This is a genomic window from Conchiformibius steedae (assembly GCF_014054725.1).
Taxonomy (GTDB): Bacteria; Pseudomonadota; Gammaproteobacteria; order Burkholderiales; family Neisseriaceae; genus Conchiformibius; species Conchiformibius steedae.
Map to the genome: position 1 here is coordinate 1,325,214 of NZ_CP059563.1, position 18,470 is coordinate 1,343,683.

Below are 18,470 nucleotides of genomic sequence, written 5' to 3' on the forward strand. Positions count from 1 at the left end.
ACTGCATTGGCTGTCATTAATAAATGATGGTTTAAAGGTAAAAGATATTTATGAAAATTTATGACTCACATGGTGTAGCACAAAGTTTATCTAGGCTTTTTGGGCAAGGTGGTGAAGCAGAAATCTATCAATTATTAGATCGACCTGATGTTTTATTTAAAAGATATCATCAATCTATCTTAAATACGAGAGGAGGGCAGCTGCGTAAGAAAGTTGAGTGTATGTGTGCTATGGGTTTGAGAGAAAATAAGAATCTAAGTTGGCCTTTACTCAATGTTTTTGATGAAAAGAAAAATTGGATTGGTTATTGTATGTATCGCGCTGATGGTGAGACATTGTTTAAATTATCTCATGCTGTTCTTTATAAGAAATACTTTCCAAATTTAGATAGGAAAGCAATAGTAACTTATCTAATCTCGTTGTTAATGGAAATAAAAAAGTTGCATGAATTGGAAATTATGATCGGTGATTATAATTTACAAAATATCTTAATTCATCCGCAATCAGGGAAAATTACTTTAATTGACTGTGATAGTTATCAAATTTCATTTAGAGGACAATATTTTCCATGTGAAGTAGGAAGTGCGGATTTAACACCAAAAGAACATCAAAATACGGAGTTTAGAAACATTGTCCGTACTTTTGAGAGTGAGTATTTTTCTATCGCAATTATCTTGTTTAAAGCATTGATGTTGGGTAGGCATCCTTACGATGTTATTGGTGGCACAGATCCTGTTAAAAATTTGTGTAATGGTCAGTTTCCTTATGGTCAGGATGGAAAAGGTATTCCTAAAGGGCAGTGGTATAATATTTGGAGTCACATGCCATATAAATTAAAATCATTGTTTATACAGACGTTTAAAGATGGTGCTTCTGATCCCAGCAAACGGGCTTCCATAGATGAGTGGTTGAGAGAATTAAAGCAATACAGGAAAGAAATGGAGAAAGGGTGGCATGCTGTTGAGATTATTCCATCTCACCCCAAAGAAAAAAGTTATCGTGGTAGCAATACTTACAATTAATTAATATTTAGTAAAAGAGCGTGCTATGTCTAAAAGTAATAAAAAACAATTGGATAAAAAATCATTGGAAAACAAATGTTTGGAGTGCGATAATAATTCACAAGAGACAAAAAGAGAAAATAAAACATTATTGATGAGAAGTAATGATGGAGGTATTTCGGGAAACAGGGACTTGGAAAGCAAGAATATAAATACGGGAAGTGGCTCTTCTATAGATAATGATCTTAATACCTTAGGAGATGAGAAATCTCAATATGAAGCTATAAGGTACTTGGGTAATAGATACATGTGGCTTGCACAATATGATATGGTTGTTGGTCTGAATCATAAGAAGCCTGTTATTTCTATTCCTTGTCAAGATGCAGCTTTTGCTACTTCTTCACCTCGTCCAATGATTATGATTGCTGATGGTGCAGGTAGTTCGGTAGTCTCTGATTTAGGAGCGGTAAGTGTAATTACTGGTGTTGCTAGATTCTTATATACTATGGAGCGGAGTTTGGTCAACTTATTAGATGGTGAAACTTCTGATAAGGAAGATGATGGTATTCGTACTTTTTCATTGTTGATTGTCAAACATGCTAAAGGTATTTTGGAAGATTTGTCTATATTACATCGTAGACCAATTAAGGATTTTCGTTGTACTTTATTATTGGGAGTTGTTGGTAAAGCTAAGACAATGTGGTTAAAAGTAGGAGACGGTGCTTTGGTTGTTGAAAAAAAATATATTGAAGGAGAAGAAATAAAATCTGAATTGCAGATGCTAGGGGAAGTTGGAAAAGGAGAATTTGCAAATTATACAACTTTTATTGATGAAAATATTCAATTTGAAGATGTACAAAGTGGTGTATTATCTTCTGATAAGATATGTGCTTTATTTGCTATGAGTGATGGAGCAGCAGAAAAGTTGGTGGCGAATGACGGTACGAAAATTGCGGATCGTTTGGTTAGTTGGGCTGATTTGTTGCGTAATAATAAGTTAAATAGACGCATTCTAACGACAACCTTTTATTCTGATGCATTCTTAAATAACCATACAGGTGATGATTGTAGTGTAGCGATAATTTCATCTAAATTTAATGAATGTTAATATAATTTATTAGTTGCTTGTGTGATGAGATCATAATTCTGTTATTGGAAATTATGATCTTTCTTTTTTTTAATTATACGATCAGCCACGGCGACAAATCGGCAGTGTGGATGTCCCACGACCACACGCTGTGGCTGCTGTGTCCGTCCAGCCCGCGCAAAAACAGGTAGCGCACGCCGATTTGCTCGGGCAGGGCGTGGCGGCTGTGCAGATAACGGGCGGCGGCGATGCTGTAAATCAGGGCTTGCAGATAGTAATGATGGTCGGCAACGGCTTCATCGAGCGCGGCGGGTGTGTAGGCGGCGGCGTGGTCGCCCAAACGGTTGGATTTGTAGTCAATAATCAGCACGCGCCCGTCTGCGGTGCGGCACATCAGGTCAATTGCGCCGTTTAAATAACCGTGCAGGTCTTGAAACTGCAAAGCAGCAGCAGCTTGAATAATATGGGGCGATAAACCGCTGTGAGCCAGCAAACGGCGGATGTCGGCAAGGCGGAAATCGGTATGTAAAACGAATTCGGTTTCGGTTAGACGTTGCTGCGGCGAAAAATCTGCCAAAGTGGTGTGGTCAGGCAGCAGCGGGGTGCGGCGGGTGCGCTGCAACAGTTCGCCAACGGTGTCGCACCATTGTTCGGGGTCAAAACCGTAACGTTCCAGTATCAGCGCATCGGCGGCGGGGTCGGCAGGGGCAAACAGCCTGTTTTCCAACAGGGAGTGTAGGCAAATCCCCGCATTGCTGCCGTGGGGAAAGGCGTGTATGCCTTCGGCATTGGCGGCGGGCGTAAGGGGAGCGGGGTCGGGTAGGTCGGCGGGGCTGTCGGACGGCGGCAGTTCGGCGCGGGCAGCGGCAAGGCGTTCACTTTGGCGCAGCAAACCTGTAAAGCTGGTGTGGCGGATAAAACCGAAACGGCGCGGCGCGTATTCGGCGGCGCGGTAAACGGGGCGAGCAAGGGCAGACCAATCGGCGCGGACGGCGGAAGGGGCTTGATGTCCGTACCATGTCAAACCATGCGTTTGCGCGAACTGCTGCCAATGTTCGCGGCAAGCGTTGTCGTTGGTGGTGGTTTTGTCGGGCATATCCAGCAGATAGGCGGGTGCGCTGCCCTTGCCGTCCCGATAAGCCCCCGCATACAAATACAACCGTTCTTCGGCACGGGTAAGTGCCACATACAGCAAACGCAGGTCTTCCGACAGGTGTTCGCGCTGCTGCTGTTCGCGGTCGGCTTCGTCAAACTGGCTGTCGTGCAACAACACCGCTTCGCTGCCACGGTGGACAATATGCCATTCGCTGCGCGGTGCGGCGGCGGCTTTCCAAATAAACGGACAAATCACCACAGGATATTGCAAGCCTTTAGACGCATGAATGGTCACGATTTTGACCAAATCATTGTCGCTTTCCAAACGCAGCGTGTGGGCTTGTGTGCCGCTGCCCTGTTTGGCAGATTCAATTTGACGGTGCAGCCATTGTTGCAGCGACACGGGGCTGTGGCTGAGTTCGTCTTCGGCGGCGAGAAGTTCCATCACCTGATGCAGATTGGTCAGACTGCGTTCGTTGCGCTGCGCCAGCAAACGGGTTTCCACGCCGTGTTCGCGGCAAAAATGCTGTAAAGCGGCGTAAATACCCGCTTGTTGCCAATGCGCCAAACTGCGCTGTGCCGAATCCGTCCACGCCGAACGCTGGTGTTCGTTGTCGTTGAGTGCCTGCAAATCGGCGGCGCTGTATTGGAACAAACAGCCTGCCAGCACAAAATTAAGCGTATCACTTTGTTGCGGTTGGATAAAAAAATCCAGCAGCGCGGCGCAGGCTTCGGCTTCGGCTTCGGCAAAAATATTGTTTTGACTGAGTAAAACGCTTTGAATACCGTGTTTTTTTAAGGCACGGCGCACCAGTTCGCCATCTTTGCGGCGGCGCACCAATATGGCAATGTCGTTTGCCAACAGCGGACGTGTGCCGTTGTCGGTGTCTAGGGTGTGACTGCCACCTAGCAGCGCGGCGGTTTCGGCGGCAGACCAATCGGCGGCGCGGGCTTCCAGCACGGCGGCGGTTTCCGAGCCTTCATTCAGCCAGCGTATGGCAAGGGCGGGATTGCCGTCTGCACCGTGCAAACGCGAAACTTCGCGGCTGGCGCGTACGGGCGGATAGGCAATTTGCGGCAGCACAAACGGCTGCGCCCGCGCAAACAGTGCGTCAATGCCTTGATTTAAAGCGTGATGGTTGCGGCGGTTGGTGTCTAAAGTGTAATGGCGTTCGGCGGCATCGCCTGCTGCTTGCAGATAGGCAAAAATATCCGCGCCGCGAAAACCGTAAATTGCCTGTTTGGGGTCGCCCACCAAAAACAAGGGCGTATCTGTGGCAGCAAACGCGGTGCGGAAAATGGCGTATTGCAGCGGGTCTGTGTCTTGAAATTCGTCTATCAGCGCAAAACGCCATTGCGCCGACAGTGCGCGTGCCAGCGTGTGCACGTGTGGCGCATCGGGCGCGAGTGCGGCGGCAACGTCTAATAAAAGGTCGTCAAACACGCGGCGCGGGTGGCTTTGTTTGTGTACGCGGCGGCTTTCGTGCAAATAGGTCAGCAACTGCCGCTGCATATCCGCCCATGCAGCGGTTTCCGCTGTGGCAGCTTCGGCAGCGGCGTTGCCCAGTTCTGCCAAAATCTGTATTTGGTCAAGGTCAGATGGTTCAGGGGCAAGGGCATTTTTTTTGACTTTTTCTCTAACAAATCCCTCGTCAAACAGCAAATGACCATCTTTGTGCTGCAACAGTTGGCGTAAAGTTGCCGCATCGGGGGCGTGCTGTGTCGATAATTGGTGCAACATAGCAAATTTATCGGTAAACGAGTTGATGCGGAACACATTGCTGTTGAGGGACGGATGTATCCGCCAAAATGCCGCTTCAATTTCAGGCAACTGCGCCACCGTGTTTTGCCAACATTCCGCCAACCGTGCCTGCGCCGCTGCAAAGTCCTGCGCCTGCGCCGATACGGGCGTGTGCAGATAAGGACGGGCGATATAGCTTTCCAACTCGTCTAAAGCCTGCTGCGGCGTGTAACGGTGGCGGTAGCTTAACTGCGCCCACACATCGTCATCGGCAATGCGCCCGCGCCAAAAATCCTGCGCCGCGTTTAAGTTTTCAGCGCGGTCGCCTTGTTCGTCTAATTCAATATCAAACGGCACTTGGCAAAAAAACGCATAATCCTGTAACACCCGTTGGCAAAAACCGTGAATGGTGTAAACCGAAGCATTGTCAAAACCGCTTACCGCCGCTTGCAAACGCAGCATTAGCCGCGCCAGCCCTTCTTGTTGCAAACCGCGTTGCAATAAACGGTATAAAAAATCGTCGCCGCCGCATTCGTGTATCAAGGCATCGTCAGGATTATCGGCATCGGCACAGCGGCGCAACACGTTTAAGGCTTCATCCAAACGCGCCCGCAAACGGGTTTTCAGTTCCGCAGTGGCGGCTTTGGTAAAGGTCACCACCAAAATTTGCGACACATCTGCCTGTTCCAGCACCACCAGCCGCGCAAACAGCGCAGCGATGTTCCATGTTTTGCCCGTGCCTGCCGAGGCTTCAATTAAGTTGGTGCCGTTAAGCGGTACGTCTAAAGGCGCAAACGGCGCAGTCATGATTTCACCATCCGCAAGCGGCGGCGCGGACGCATTTTCCACCAAGCCGCCAATGCCCACCCGAGCAACGCCCCGCCAATATGCGCCAAATGGTTGATATTTGCGCCAAATACCGAAATCCCGCTGATTTGGGCAAAAATTTCATAGCCCACCAGCGCCATGGCAAAATATTTGGCACGGAACGACACAGGAATCAGAAACAGCGACAGGCGCACATCGGCAAAACGCAGCGAAAACGCCGCCAATAGCCCGAATACCGCGCCCGATGCACCAATGGAATGGCTGTTTAAGGCTTGCCAAAATGCCATTGGTGCTTGCATCGTGCCAGCTTCCAACTGCTGCCACACCCATTGGCGCGATGCGCCGTTTGCCAAAGTGTGCAGCGTTTGCTCAATCTGCCAGCTGTGCCAAGCGGTATCCAGCAGCGAACCCGCCAGTCCGCTGCCGAAATACAGCAGCGCAAAACGGCGTGTCCCCCATGTTTGCAGCAAGGGCGTACCAAACAGCCACAAAGCATACATATTCATCAGCAGGTGCATGATGTCTTTGTGTAAAAACAAGCTGCTAAGCCATTGCCAATGGCGGTAGTGGGAGTGCTGGGGTTGGTAGTGCGCCAGCAAGCCTGCTAATTCGGGCATGACTTGGCAGCCAACAAACATCAGCACGTTCAGGGCGATTAAGGCGTGAATAAAATAGCGTTTTATCATGCGGATTGGCTTTCGGGGGCAGCAAAAATATCGGCGGCGCTGTGCAATACTTCCAACAAGCCTGCATTGATGCGGCGGGCGTAGTTGATGTCGTTCATCAGCGAAGAAGCCTGCAAACCGTCAATTTGGTTGTGGCGCAGTTTGTCTAACACTTGGTCGCGCAGGCTTTCCAAACTTTCGGCGTGGCGGCTCATGCCGTCAAGGTGTTCCTGCCATGCGGGGGTGTGGGCGTGCAGTGCGCCCGCGTGGTGAAAACGGCACAAGGTGGCAACAAGGTGTTGGCGCAATGCCAGATAATCGGCATACGCGGCATCATTGGGGGTTTGCAGGAAGCGTTGCAGGTTTTTTTGTAAATGTTTGCTTTCTTTTACGTTTTCAACCATTTGAAACGCGGCAAGGTGGGCAGTAGTGAGTTTATGGCGGCGCGACTCGTTGTCGTCAATATCAATTTTGCTGGTAAAGTCCAAAATATCGCTGTATAGGGGCTTAATCTGCCATTCGTAAAACGATTGTACATTGGTTTCCAAAGGCATTTGCGGGGCAGGCAGAACGCCGCTGCCGCAATAGTCGTCCAAACTGCTGGCAGGCACATACAGGGCATGGCACACCACTTCCAAACTTAAATCAGACAAATGGCGGATTTCCTGACTGACGGCGCGTAAAGCGGTATCGCCAGCGCGTAACATATTGTCGTTTAAGAAACGCGGGCGCACGGCTTCGCTGCTTTCGGGCAGTAAACCGCTGCGTTGGGCGGGTTCGGGCAGCCATTGTTGCAATTTGTCTGCCAAACGCCCCTGCAAACGCCAAAACACTGCCAAACCAAATACGTTAAACAAGGTGTGAAACAACGCCAGTTGCAGTAGATTACTCATGCCTGTGGCATTGGCGACCACCGCCACCAGCTTGGTCAGCGGCAGCCACAGCAGCAGCGACAGCAGCGCGGTTACGCTGTTAAAAATCAGGTGCGCCAACGCCAAACGTTGTCCGCTGCGTTCGCTGCCGAGCATACCCACCACGGCGGTGGAGGCCGATGTGCCGACATTGGAACCCATGGCAATCGCAAAGCCTTGTTCCATATTGATTTGTCCGCCTGCCAGTGCCGCCAGCGTTAAAATCAGTGTGGCGTGGGACGATTGCAGCACCAGCGTCAAGACCAAACCGATGCCGCAAAAAATCAGGATTTCGGCAACGCCGCTGACTTGTATGGTGGTAAAGTCAATTTGTCCGCCTATGGCTTGGAAACCATTTTTAATGGCATCAATACCGAGAAAAATCAGCGAAATCCCCACCAACACCCGTCCAATAGCTTTTGCCTTATTATTGAAAAATCCCGCCAAAATACCGAATACCAGCATGGGAACGGCGGCAGGCGACAGACTGATGCTTTGTCCTGCCAGTGCCAACAGCCAAATACCGCTGGTCGCGCCCAAATTCGTACCGAAAATAATCGCCAAACCGCCTGCCAGCGTAATCATGCCCGTGCTTAAAAAGGCAATGGTCAGCAGCGAAACAAGGGTGCTGGATTGCAGGATAAAGGTTGCGCCAATACCGAACAACAGTCCTTTGGCGGGGGTGGCGGTGCTTTTTGCCATCAGTTTTTCCAGCGTACCGCCTGCGGCGCTGTGCAGTCCTTCTTCAATGCACTGCATACCGAATAAAAACAACGCCAAGCCGTAACACAGTTTCAGCCACGCTTCGCTATACCAGAACGAAGCACCCAAGGCGGCGAGTATGGCAAGAATGATCAGGGGTTTGAGTATTTTTAAAGCGGGGCGGGACATCATAAGCACTCTTCCAAACGGTTTTTCAGGCAGCCCCACGGTGTGCGGGGCTGCCTGAAAGCGGGTCAATCAAACATTACAGCAAATCTTTCACGCCGTCTTTTTCTTCTTCCAGCTCTTTCAGCGTTTTGTTGATGCGCTCTTGGCTGAATGCGTCAATTTCCAAACCTTGCACGATTTGGTATTCGCCGTTGGCGCAGGTTACGGGGAAGCCGAACACAATGCCTTCGGGAATGCCGTAAGAGCCGTCAGACGGTACGCCCATGGTTACCCATTGACCGTTTGTACCCAGCACCCAATCGCGGATGTGGTCAATCGCGGCATTGGCAGCAGAAGCGGCAGAAGACAAACCACGCGCTTCAATAATCGCCGCACCGCGTTTGCCTACGGTAGGCAGGAACACTTCGGCGTTCCACACTTGGTCGTTAATCAGCTCTTTTACGCTTTCGCCGCCGATGCTGGCAAAACGGTAATCGGCGTACATGGTGGGTGAGTGGTTGCCCCATACGCACAGTTTTTCAATGCTGCCAACGGCTTTGCCTGTTTTTTCCGCGATTTGGCTGGCGGCGCGGTTGTGGTCAAGGCGCAGCATGGCGGTAAAGTTTTTCGCGGGCAGGTCGGGGGCAGATTTCATGGCGATGTAGGCATTGGTGTTGGCGGGGTTGCCGACCACCAAAACTTTCACATCGCGGCTGGCGACTTTGTTCAATGCCGCACCTTGAACGGTAAAGATTTGCGCGTTGGCTTGCAACAAATCGGCACGTTCCATACCAGGACCACGCGGACGCGCGCCCACCAAAATGGCAACATCGGCATCTTTAAACGCCACTTCGGGGTCGTCGGTGGCAATCATGTCTGCCAATAGCGGGAAGGCGCAATCTTGCAATTCCATCATCACGCCTTTTACGGCGTTTTGCGCTTGCGGCAAATCCAACAGCTGCAAAATCACGGGTTGGTCTTTGCCCAGCATTTCGCCTGAAGCAATGCGGAACAGCAAAGCATAGCCGATTTGACCGGCAGCACCAGTTACGGCAACACGAACGGGTTGTTTCATAACATCAATTCTCCAAGTGGGGGAAGGAAGGCTGTTTTTCTTAAAAAGGATTATTTGGCGGCAGAGGCGGCAGCCGATGCGGGCGCGGAACCGTCAGCAAAATATTTGCTTTCAATTTGGGCGTATTCGCCGCTTTCGCGCACTTTTTTTAGGGCATCGTTGAGCATATTCAGTTTTTCGCTGTCGCCCTTACGCACGGCAAAACCATAGTTTTCGGTTTCAAAATCAGGAACTTCTACCATGGTAAAGCCTTTGTTGGCATTGTTTTTGATGTAGTGGGCAATCACGGCACTATCGCTGATGGCGGCAGACAGTCCGCCGTTTTCCACTTCTTTAATCATCAGGTTAACGTTTTCAAAACGGGTAATATTGGGGCTGGTGGCACCAAACAGTTTTTGCGCGGCAAAATCGCCTGTTTGTCCTGTAACTGCGCCCACTTTAGGCAGTTTCTTCACGTCTTCAATGGATTGGACGTTTTTAGATGCGGGCACCAGCACCACTTGTTTGATTTGGTAATAGGGCTCGGAAAAATCCATGCTTTGCTTGCGGTCGTCGGTAATGGTAATCGCCGAAGCCAGCATATCCACATCGCCGTTGCCCAAAGCGGGGAACAGGCTGTCCCACGGCTGGTGGCGGAAAACGACTTCAAATCCGCCTGCTTTTGCCATGGCGTTGAGCAAATCCACGTCAAAACCGTGGATGTTTTTGTTTTCGTCTTGCGATTCAAAAGGGGCAAATTCGGCATTCATGGCAACGGTTAAGGTTTTTTTGCCGCTGCTTGCTGATGATGCGGGCGCGGAAGAAGCGGCGCTGCCGCTTGAGTTGCCGCCGCCGCAGCCTGCCAATGCCAATACTGCGCAGGATACGCCTGCCGCCAACCAAGTTTTCATCGTCATTCCTTTTCGGTGTGAAACCCCGCCATGGACGGCGGTCAATACATTGGGGGCGGGTGCGCCGCCCCGTTTTACCTGTGCAAACAGGTTCTGCAAAACATTTGCAGTTTATCACAGTTTCTTTACGGTTTGAAATCCTGTGTTGGGGCGGTCTTGGGCGGATTGCGGCGGGTTGGTATGGTAAAAAGATTGGTTTTTCAATAAAAAACGGATTGCCGTGTGCAAGCCAAGTGCAGCAGACGGCAATCCGTTATGATATTTTTAAATGCAAAAGCAAGGATTTATTCGGGGCTTTGGGCTTTTACCGCTTCAATGGCGCGTAGCGCATAGGTGTAGGCTGCGCCCGCGTTCAGGGAAATAGCGGTTGCCAATGCGCCTGCGATTTCGCTTTCGGTAGCACCTGCTTTGGCGGCGGCTTCGGCGTGTACGCTGATGCAGCTTTCGCAACGGGTGGTAATGGCAACTGCCAAGGCAATCAGTTCGCGGGTTTTGCGGTCAAGGGCTTCGGCGGCGGCAGCCTGTTCCAAAGCACTGTAGGCTTGCAGCATTTTGGGGTGGCTTTTGCCTAAAGCGGCGAAAGACGATTTAACGTGTGCGGTGTGTTCGGACCAATTTTGAAAAGCGCTCATTGGGATTTTCCTCAATTTAAGGTAGAAAACGCCATTATAGCACTGCAGTCAAGCGTGATTCTAGGGCGTGTCCTAGCCGTGCCGCCAGCGTCGTCCCAAATAACGCGCCGCCGCATCCAATGCCCAACCGATGATGCCGATTAATACAATCGCCGCCATCAGTTCCGCATACGCCAAACGGTCGCGGGTATCCAAAATAAAGTAGCCCAAGCCCTCGTTTACGCCCAGCATTTCGCAGGGGACAAGTACCACCCACACAATACCGATTGCCAGCCGCAGCCCGTTTAAAATATCGCCCACCACAGCGGGAAACATGATTTTAAACAGCATTTCCGTTTTGGTGGCAGACAGCGAACGCCCCAGCTCCAGCCATTGACGGTTAATGTTTTTTACCCCTGAAGCGGTGTTTAACATCAACGGCCACACCGCCGCAAACGCCAGCAAAAAATACACGGGCGCATCGCCGATACCAAACAGCATTACCGCCACAGGCATCCACGACAGCGGTGAAATCATGCGTAAAAACTGAAACGGCGGACTGAGCGACTGTTCGGCGCGTGGCGACAAACCCAGCGCAAAACCCAAAGGCACGCCCACCGCCAAAGCCGCCAGCAAGCCCACCGCCACCCTTTGCAAACTCGCCCAAATATGCGGCGACAAATGTCCCTCTGTTAATAAAGTCAGCAAACTGCTCAACGCGGCGGCGGGGGCGAGCAGGTTTGCCAAAGGCATGGTTTGCGCCAACAGCCACACGCCCAATTGCCACACTGCCAGCAGCCCCAGCAGTCCGCCCAAACCGTAAACATAGGGCATCGGTATTTTGCGAATATTCATTTTCTGTGTTGTCCTGTGTGTTGAAACGCCTTAAATGACAAAAGTTTCCTGCCGTTCCCAGCCCTGTAAACCAAATGCGGACATCAAGCCCTGCTGTTTTAATGCCTGTTCTACAAAACGGGTGTCAAACAATTCTTGTGCGGCAGCGGCGGGGTGAAGCTGCTGCAAAAAGGTGTTTACGCCCGCCAAATGTGTCTGCTGCAACAGCTCAATCAGCAATTGGCTGTAAGATGGAAACGGATAAGGCTGAAAATCAATGCGTTGCTGTTGCCAATCGGGGTGGCGCACCGCGCCGCTGCGTTCGTATTTCGCCCAAACCACGGGTTCGGGCTGCAACACGGCGCGAAGCACTTTGGCATCGTGGGGGGTGTATTTTTGAATGCCTTGTTTGGCAAGCATATCAGCGGCTTGGGTGCGGTGGCTTTTCGCCCATGCCGCTGCTTGTACCAGTGCGTTGATTACCTTTTGCACCCATTCGGGACGGTTTTCAATATCGTGGTCGTGCATCATGGTTAAACAGCAGGCGTGTTCGCGCCAAATATCGCCGCTAAAACGCAGCACTTTGCCCACGCCTTTGGCTTCTGCCAGCGCGTTAAACGGCTCGGCAACAATAAATCCTGCAATCGTGCCTGCCGCCAACGCCGCCACCATGTCTGACGGCGGCATCACGGTTAAACGCACTTCGCCCGCTTGCGGATTTTTTTCCACCACGCGCAAACCCGTCTGCCGCAGCATTTGTTGCACGATAATATTGTGTATGGAATACCAAAACGGAATGGCAACGGTTTTGCCTTGCAAATCGTTGAGTTGGCGTACATCGGGGCGAACCGTCAGCGCTGAACCGCAAGTGTGGTTCCACATCAGCGCACGCACGGGGGCTTGGCTGCTGTAACGCATCCACACGCTCATTGGCGACAAAACGTGAATTAAATTGACTTGTCCGCTTAAAAAGGCTTCTACTAAACCCGCCCACGAACGGAACAAAACAGGTTTGACAGCGGCAATGCCTGCTTGTTGGAACAAACCCAAACCGTGTGCCAGCAGCAGCGGCGAAGCATCTAAAATCGGCAGATAACCGATGGTAACGGGGGCGTTGGGGTCGGCGGCGGCGCGGCGGGAGCAGGCTTGCAGCAAGGGCAAAGCAGCAGTTGCACCAAACAGGGCAGACAGTTTGAGAAAATCGCGGCGGGTGGCAGACATAAGGGGCTTTCAGTAAGGGCTGATGGTTGAAATGATTTATTTTTCAGACAAGGCGAGCCAACGCCGTATGAGCAATAAAGCATTTCAACTATATACGATAAACGTCAGCGTATGGGCTTCGCCATATTCGGGTATATCCAGCTTATCCAGCAAACGGTGCAGCACATTATCGGGAACGGCGTGGCGGCGATTGCGGTTTTGCGTGAGCAGTTGCGGATAAGGCACTTCCAAATACAGCAGATGGGTGCGGGCATGGTAGTCGTGAAACAATTGCAGCCATTTGCCGCGCATTTCACGGGTGGTGTTGGTGGCGTTAAACACAAAACTTTGCTGTTGGCGCAAATACTGTTTTGCTTGCTCTTTAGCAAGCTGTATGGCGCGACCGTTGTCTTTTTTGTCGGTGGGATTTAAGCCGTTGGCGCGGCGGATGTTGTCAATCGACACTACGGGCAAATCGGCAAAATGTTGGCGGATATAAGTATCTTTACCGCTTCCGGGTAATGCCGACAATAGGTAAACATCGGTTTGGGCATCGTCAAACGGCTGATAGTCAGGCAGCACATTCTCGCGGCTTAAATACCAAAAACGCCCGTAATCGGAAGCAAACGCCCGCGCTTCGCCCCAACAGCCGTTGTCGCGGCACAGCGTTTCAAACAGTTCAATCCGCAGCAACAAATCGTCTTGGTCGGCGCAGATGCGTCCCAATACATCGGCTTTTGCCAACATCGCCAGCAGGCGCGTATCCAGCATTTGCGACACGGCAATCACGGCTTTGTCGGGATTGCTTTTTTCGTGCGCCCACAGCGGCAAACCGTGCCAGCGCACCAGTTTGGCAATCTGTTCGCGTACGGCAAACGGGGCGTTTAATTCGGTGTAAAGCAGACGGCGGGCGGTTTTTTCGCCTTTTTTGGCGTGGCGCGGCGACACAATACGCTCGCGCCCGTCAATGATTTCGCGCACGGTGGTGGAACGCTTTTCCACATCGTGCAACAGAGCGGCAGCAAACAGGATATGTTGCGTTTGCCCGTCTAATGCTTGGTATTCAGGCAGGGCAATCAGGGCTTCGGCAACCATTTTGGTATGGATTAACGCATCGCCTTCGCCGTGCCATTCGGGGTCTTGCGGCACATGGCGCATCTCGTCCAACCAGTCAAAACGGGCAATCAGTGCCGTCCAATCGGGCGCAGTGCCTTGAACATAATGCGGAAACGTCCACATCTTATTTCCTTTCAAATTGCTGCGCCTGCCAGCCGTATTTTTGATAATCAATCAGTTGTGCAGGCTGCCACGTTTTGCTCCAATGCACGTCGGTTTGAACGTGTTTGGCGCGTACCAGTTTGAAAATATTATCAAACTCGTTGGGCTGCACGGGTAAATCGCCGTTGTTGGCGAAAAAAGCGGCGCGGTTGCGTATCACCAAGCCTTCGCAGCAGGGCAAACCGCTTTTGGGGTCGTAACCGCCCAATGCGCCTGCCGTTTGCGTGTAATCCTGCCAAGCCATGCCCAAATTCCCTTGCAGCCAATGCGCCAACGCCTGATTATCGTCGGCAAAACGGGCGCAGCTTTCCGACAGGGGAAAACGCACGGGAATTTCGGGAACGGTGGGAAAATCAAACAGCGCGGCATAAAATTTGACTTCGTCCCAATCTAGCCAACGTCCGTTTTGGCGCACGCCAAACAGGTAGAAAAACGATTCCAAACGTGAATAAGCAATAGAATGAATCCCGTACAGGCTTTCGCCGAATAATTCAATATCACCCAAATCGTGGCGGATTTGCTGCCAACGTGCCAGCAGGGGTTTGTCCCAAGGGTGTTGGCTGGGCGCGGCGTGGGAACGGGCAAACAAGCCGTGGCGGTTAAAGCAGTTATTCTGCCCGTCCAGCTTTTCGGTAATCAGCAGTTGTGGCAGCTGGGCAAAGTGGCGCAGATAGCCTGCGGGCATAAAGCGGTCGTCGGATGTCGTCCCCAAGCTGATGGGGGCGTGCAGGCTGCGCGGGTATTTGGCGGCGGACATGATAAACAGTTTGAACGAAATCAAATCTTGATTTTAAAAGATTTTGACTGCTTACTCAAATGGCGCGTTAAATCACAAATTCCACCGTTTGCGTTTGCGCGGTATATTGTTGCGCCAAATACAAGGCTTGTAAGATTTCGCCGCGCATTTCGTTCATTGCCAATAATTTATTGTGGCGCGGAAAATCGGCTTGCGGCTGCCATTCGCCCAAAATCCGCCCTGGCATACGCCCGATTAAGATAATGCGGTCAGACACCAGCAGGGCTTCATCAATATCGTGGGTAACCATCACGGCGGCGGTTTGGTGGTGGCTGACAATTTGGCGCAACATATCCTGCATCTGCATCCGAATCACGGCATCTAAAGCAGAAAACGGTTCGTCCAGCAGCAGCACTTGCGGACGACGTGCCAAAGCGCGGGCAAGGGCGGCGCGTTGTGCCATACCACCCGACAGCTCGGCAGGAAATTTGGCGGCAGCGTGTGCCAAGCCCACTTCTTCCAAAGCGGTTTGCACTCGTTGTTCTAATTCGGCGCGGTCAATTTCAGGTTGCTTTTTAAAATCCAAACCAAAGGCAACATTGTCGCGCACATTCAGCCACGGCAGCAACGCAGCACTTTGAAACACCAGCCCCACACGCGGATGCGGACGGTTTAAGGCTTCGCCAAACAGGGTAACTTCGCCCGTTTGCGGACGGTTCAGCCCCGCCAGCACGCGCAACAGCGACGATTTGCCCACGCCGCTGGGACCCAACAGGCTAATCAATTCGCCCGCGCCCGCCTGTAGCGAAAAATCGCGCAAAATGGTTTTGGGCGCACCGTTTTCGGTGTAGCCTAGGGAAAGGTTGTGAACGGACAAAACGGTCATGATGCGTGCTTTCTGCGGTAGGGGCAAATCAAATGGAAAACTCGCCGATAAATTCCAATTCGCTGATTTCGCGTTTTAAATGCTTGATAGACGGGGTAACAATGGAGACAAACATCGCTTCACGGCGGCGGCGTTGTACGGGACTGCTGATTAAATAACCTTTTGCGCCCGCGTGTAAAGCGGCGGATTCGGCGGCGGCAAGACACAGTTCCGATGCGCCCAAACGGGTTTGCAGGGTTTCCAACAAATGCGCTTCGCCGCGCCATGCTGCCTCTGCCAGCGCAGCGGTTTTCGCGCTTAAAGTGTCCAAACGGCTTTGTAGTTCGTCTGCGCCGTTGTCCAAATAAAAATTGCTGTCGCCCAATGCCACATCTGCCAAACGGATATCGTTGATGCAACCGTCAATAATGCCTGCACCGATGCCGATTTGCAATAAAACAAATCCCGCTTTAATGGATTGAATATAATCGACAAATTGCCGCGGTGTCGCCAACACGTCTTCTTGCGGGACAAACACATTGTCAAATTTCAGCGCAAAGGTGCGCGTGCCTTCCAAAGCGCAAAATTCGGGGCAGGGATTGAGCGACACGCCTTCGCGTTGTGCGCCCGTGATAAACATCACATAACCGTCTGAAGTTTGCGCGGTATTCGCCCAAATATGGTTTTCGCCCAAATTGGACACCCACGGCAACACGCCGTTTACGCGCCAACCGCCTGCCACCGCTTCGGCTTGCAACTGGTGGTCTTCAATGCCCGCCAAATGCTTGACAGTATTGGACATGCCCGTACCTGCCAACACTTTGCCCTGCAATACGTCTGCCAAATAGCGTTGGCGTACAGGGGCGTTGGGTGTTTGGTGCAGATACCACGCGCAGGCACTTTGACACCAAACAGAAAACGCAGTCGAGCCACACGCTGCGCCCACACTGCGAATCACGCCGATTTGTGCCGCCAAACCATAGCCGTTGCCGCCTTCATCGGGCGTGCCGACACTGGCATAACCGCCTGCTTCGCCCAATGCGCGCATAAATGCTTCGGGATAAAAGCCTTCACGGTCAATGCGCGGGGCAAGCGGGGCGAGTTGGTTGCGGACAAGTTCGGAAATGCGGTTTTGAAAAGCGGTTTGCGGCATGGCGGGGATTCCTAAAACGGGAATGGGTGCGGAAGAAACACGCACCCGCAAACAAGGGACAGAGAAATCAACAGAAAATCAAGCAAATTCTTGCAATTGCGGATTGATTTCGGTTTGTGCCAAATTATTGGCGTAATTGCATAAGGTTGCCAATGCCACGCCCAACACCACTTCCAAAGCCTGCTGTTGGCTGTAGCCTGCATCAAAAAACGCTTGTAAAGCGGCATCGGATACCGCGCCTTTGTCGTTTAACACAGCAACGGTAAATTCTGCCAGTGCAGACAATTTGGCATCGTCAAACGCGCTAACATCTACGGCGCGTGATGCCGCAATATTTTGTTCGGAAAGCAGTTTTTTCAGAGTGGCTAATTTGGTGTGTCCCGCTACGCAAAAGGCGCAGGCATTGCGTTTGGCGGCGATAATTTGAACCACTTCGCGCTCGCCTGCGCTTAAGCTGGTGTTGCCGTTTAGTTTGCCCACTTCTTGATAAAAAGCAAGGGCTTCGGGCGAGTTGGCGAGTACGCCAATCAGATTGGGCAAAAAGCCGTTGGCTTGTTCGGCGGCTTCTACGCGGGCGCGGGCGGCTTCGGGGGCGGTGGCGGCGGTGTGGACGGTTAAACGTGCCATATTCAAATCCTTAACAAATCACATGGTGAAAAAATCCAAGTGCCATGTTAAGGCAAGTGTGGCGGCAGGGGAAAGATTTTGCGGTGCTATACCATAGAAGCAATCGTTATGATTTGGGTTTGAGTGAACCCAAGTAAATTGCTAACAGGGTTAGGGCTGCGCCTGTCCATTGCAGTGTGTTAATCGGTTTGCCGAGTAAAAAGGCGTCAATCAACAGCGCGGCAACGGGTTCGGACAACAGCAGCAATCCTGTTAATGCCAGCGACAGCATGGGAATGGAATAGGCAATCAAACCCCATGCCATGCACTGCATCACTGCGCCATACACGATAATCCAGCCCAAATCCGTCCAAGTGGTGGGTAAAAAATTGCTGTGGTTAAAGAATAACATGGGTGCAATCAGTGTCAGCATGCCACCCAAACTGATGTGCAACATCAGCGGGAAAATGGGTGTGTGTGCGGCTTGCTGGGTTTTGCGGACAAATACCATCGACAACGCCAGCATCAGCCCCGATACCACGCCTGAAACAAAACCCCATAGGGCTTGCCCGTTGTGTCCAAATTCGGGACTGCCTATCATTGCCACGCCTGCCGTTGCCAAAATCAGGCTGGCGTATTGGGCGGAGCTTAAGCGTTCGCCAAAGAACATTAAGCCGATGGCAGAAAGCCAAAAAATTTGCAGGCTGTTGAGCAGGGTGGAAATACCGGGTCCGACTGCGTAAATGCTTTCGTGCCACAATGCCAAATCCAAGCCTAAACTGGCACCTGCCAGCAGGGCGTATTGTTTGGCGCGGCGGTTGGCGGGGAAGGTTTGTCCGAAATGGCGCGACAACAGCCAAAAAATCACGCCCGCTACCGCCAGCCGCCAAAACGCCATGGCATACGCGCCCACAGGCACACGGGCAACAATAACGCTGCCCAGTCCGAAAATAATGCAGCCGACAATCAGCCCGATGGGGGCGGTGCGGGGGGTAAGGTTCATATGCTGGTGTACCGTTGTGTA

At 51.6% G+C, this 18,470-nt stretch carries 17 protein-coding genes; 3 read left to right on the top strand and 14 right to left on the bottom strand.

Going from position 1 to position 18,470, the window contains the following annotated elements:
- Positions 1–50: 50 nt before the first annotated feature.
- Together H3L98_RS07055 and H3L98_RS07060 are read left to right on the top strand one after the other, a co-directional pair.
- Positions 51–1,022 carry a kinase gene (locus tag H3L98_RS07055; RefSeq protein ID WP_027021385.1) on the top strand — a complete coding sequence of 324 codons (972 nt, stop codon included), beginning with the start codon at positions 51–53 and terminating at the stop codon, positions 1,020–1,022.
- Positions 1,023–1,047: 25 nt separating this feature from the next.
- The gene (locus H3L98_RS07060) at positions 1,048–2,109 is read left to right on the top strand and encodes a protein phosphatase 2C domain-containing protein (protein ID WP_027021386.1); all 1,062 of its coding nucleotides are present in this window, start codon (positions 1,048–1,050) and stop codon (positions 2,107–2,109) included.
- A 73-nt stretch (positions 2,110–2,182) separates the two neighbouring features.
- On the opposite strand, the gene recB is transcribed toward H3L98_RS07060, so the two are convergent.
- From recB to H3L98_RS07085, 5 genes are all read right to left on the bottom strand, one after another.
- Positions 2,183–5,731, bottom strand: coding sequence for an exodeoxyribonuclease V subunit beta (gene recB, locus H3L98_RS07065; RefSeq protein ID WP_027021387.1), 3,549 nt, complete (start codon positions 5,729–5,731; stop codon positions 2,183–2,185).
- Positions 5,728–6,438, bottom strand: a complete 711-nt coding sequence (locus H3L98_RS07070) for a rhomboid family intramembrane serine protease (protein WP_027021388.1) — start codon at positions 6,436–6,438, stop codon at positions 5,728–5,730. The genes recB and H3L98_RS07070 overlap by 4 nt, the downstream gene beginning before the upstream one ends.
- Positions 6,435–8,222 (bottom strand): Na/Pi cotransporter family protein, encoded by a 1,788-nt coding sequence (locus tag H3L98_RS07075; RefSeq protein ID WP_338025818.1) that lies wholly within the window; start codon positions 8,220–8,222, stop codon positions 6,435–6,437. The genes H3L98_RS07070 and H3L98_RS07075 overlap by 4 nt, the downstream gene beginning before the upstream one ends.
- Positions 8,223–8,295: 73 nt before the next feature.
- Positions 8,296–9,273 (bottom strand): malate dehydrogenase, encoded by a 978-nt coding sequence (locus H3L98_RS07080; protein WP_027021389.1) that lies wholly within the window; start codon positions 9,271–9,273, stop codon positions 8,296–8,298.
- A gap of 50 nt (positions 9,274–9,323) precedes the next feature.
- Positions 9,324–10,169, bottom strand: a complete 846-nt coding sequence (locus H3L98_RS07085; RefSeq protein ID WP_027021390.1) for a basic amino acid ABC transporter substrate-binding protein — start codon at positions 10,167–10,169, stop codon at positions 9,324–9,326.
- 74 nt (positions 10,170–10,243) lie between these two features.
- Between H3L98_RS07085 and H3L98_RS10825 the strand changes: the two genes are divergently transcribed.
- Positions 10,244–10,489, top strand: a complete 246-nt coding sequence (locus H3L98_RS10825; protein ID WP_156932206.1) for a hypothetical protein — start codon at positions 10,244–10,246, stop codon at positions 10,487–10,489.
- On the opposite strand, the gene H3L98_RS07090 is transcribed toward H3L98_RS10825, so the two are convergent.
- The 9 genes from H3L98_RS07090 to H3L98_RS07130 all read right to left on the bottom strand — a co-directional run bounded on the left by H3L98_RS07090 (position 10,448) and on the right by H3L98_RS07130 (position 18,449).
- A complete protein-coding gene (locus tag H3L98_RS07090) occupies positions 10,448–10,795 on the bottom strand; it encodes a carboxymuconolactone decarboxylase family protein (RefSeq protein ID WP_027021391.1) in 348 nt (115 codons plus the stop codon). The two genes, H3L98_RS10825 and H3L98_RS07090, sit on opposite strands and share 42 nt — an antisense overlap.
- Positions 10,796–10,867: 72 nt before the next feature.
- The gene (locus H3L98_RS07095; protein ID WP_027021392.1) at positions 10,868–11,629 is read right to left on the bottom strand and encodes an ABC transporter permease; all 762 of its coding nucleotides are present in this window, start codon (positions 11,627–11,629) and stop codon (positions 10,868–10,870) included.
- Positions 11,630–11,659: 30 nt separating this feature from the next.
- The gene (locus tag H3L98_RS07100) at positions 11,660–12,829 is read right to left on the bottom strand and encodes an ABC transporter substrate-binding protein (RefSeq protein ID WP_027021393.1); all 1,170 of its coding nucleotides are present in this window, start codon (positions 12,827–12,829) and stop codon (positions 11,660–11,662) included.
- An 84-nt stretch (positions 12,830–12,913) separates the two neighbouring features.
- A complete protein-coding gene (locus H3L98_RS07105; RefSeq protein WP_027021394.1) occupies positions 12,914–14,047 on the bottom strand; it encodes an AAA family ATPase in 1,134 nt (377 codons plus the stop codon).
- Position 14,048: 1 nt separating this feature from the next.
- The gene (locus H3L98_RS07110) at positions 14,049–14,843 is read right to left on the bottom strand and encodes an RNA ligase family protein (RefSeq protein ID WP_034333348.1); all 795 of its coding nucleotides are present in this window, start codon (positions 14,841–14,843) and stop codon (positions 14,049–14,051) included.
- A 67-nt stretch (positions 14,844–14,910) separates the two neighbouring features.
- Positions 14,911–15,708, bottom strand: a complete 798-nt coding sequence (locus tag H3L98_RS07115) for an ABC transporter ATP-binding protein (RefSeq protein ID WP_027021396.1) — start codon at positions 15,706–15,708, stop codon at positions 14,911–14,913.
- 28 nt (positions 15,709–15,736) lie between these two features.
- The gene (locus H3L98_RS07120; RefSeq protein WP_027021397.1) at positions 15,737–16,840 is read right to left on the bottom strand and encodes an acyl-CoA dehydrogenase family protein; all 1,104 of its coding nucleotides are present in this window, start codon (positions 16,838–16,840) and stop codon (positions 15,737–15,739) included.
- Positions 16,841–16,918: 78 nt separating this feature from the next.
- Positions 16,919–17,467, bottom strand: coding sequence for a carboxymuconolactone decarboxylase family protein (locus H3L98_RS07125; protein WP_027021398.1), 549 nt, complete (start codon positions 17,465–17,467; stop codon positions 16,919–16,921).
- 106 nt (positions 17,468–17,573) lie between these two features.
- The gene (locus tag H3L98_RS07130) at positions 17,574–18,449 is read right to left on the bottom strand and encodes a DMT family transporter (protein ID WP_027021399.1); all 876 of its coding nucleotides are present in this window, start codon (positions 18,447–18,449) and stop codon (positions 17,574–17,576) included.
- Positions 18,450–18,470: the final 21 nt, after the last annotated feature.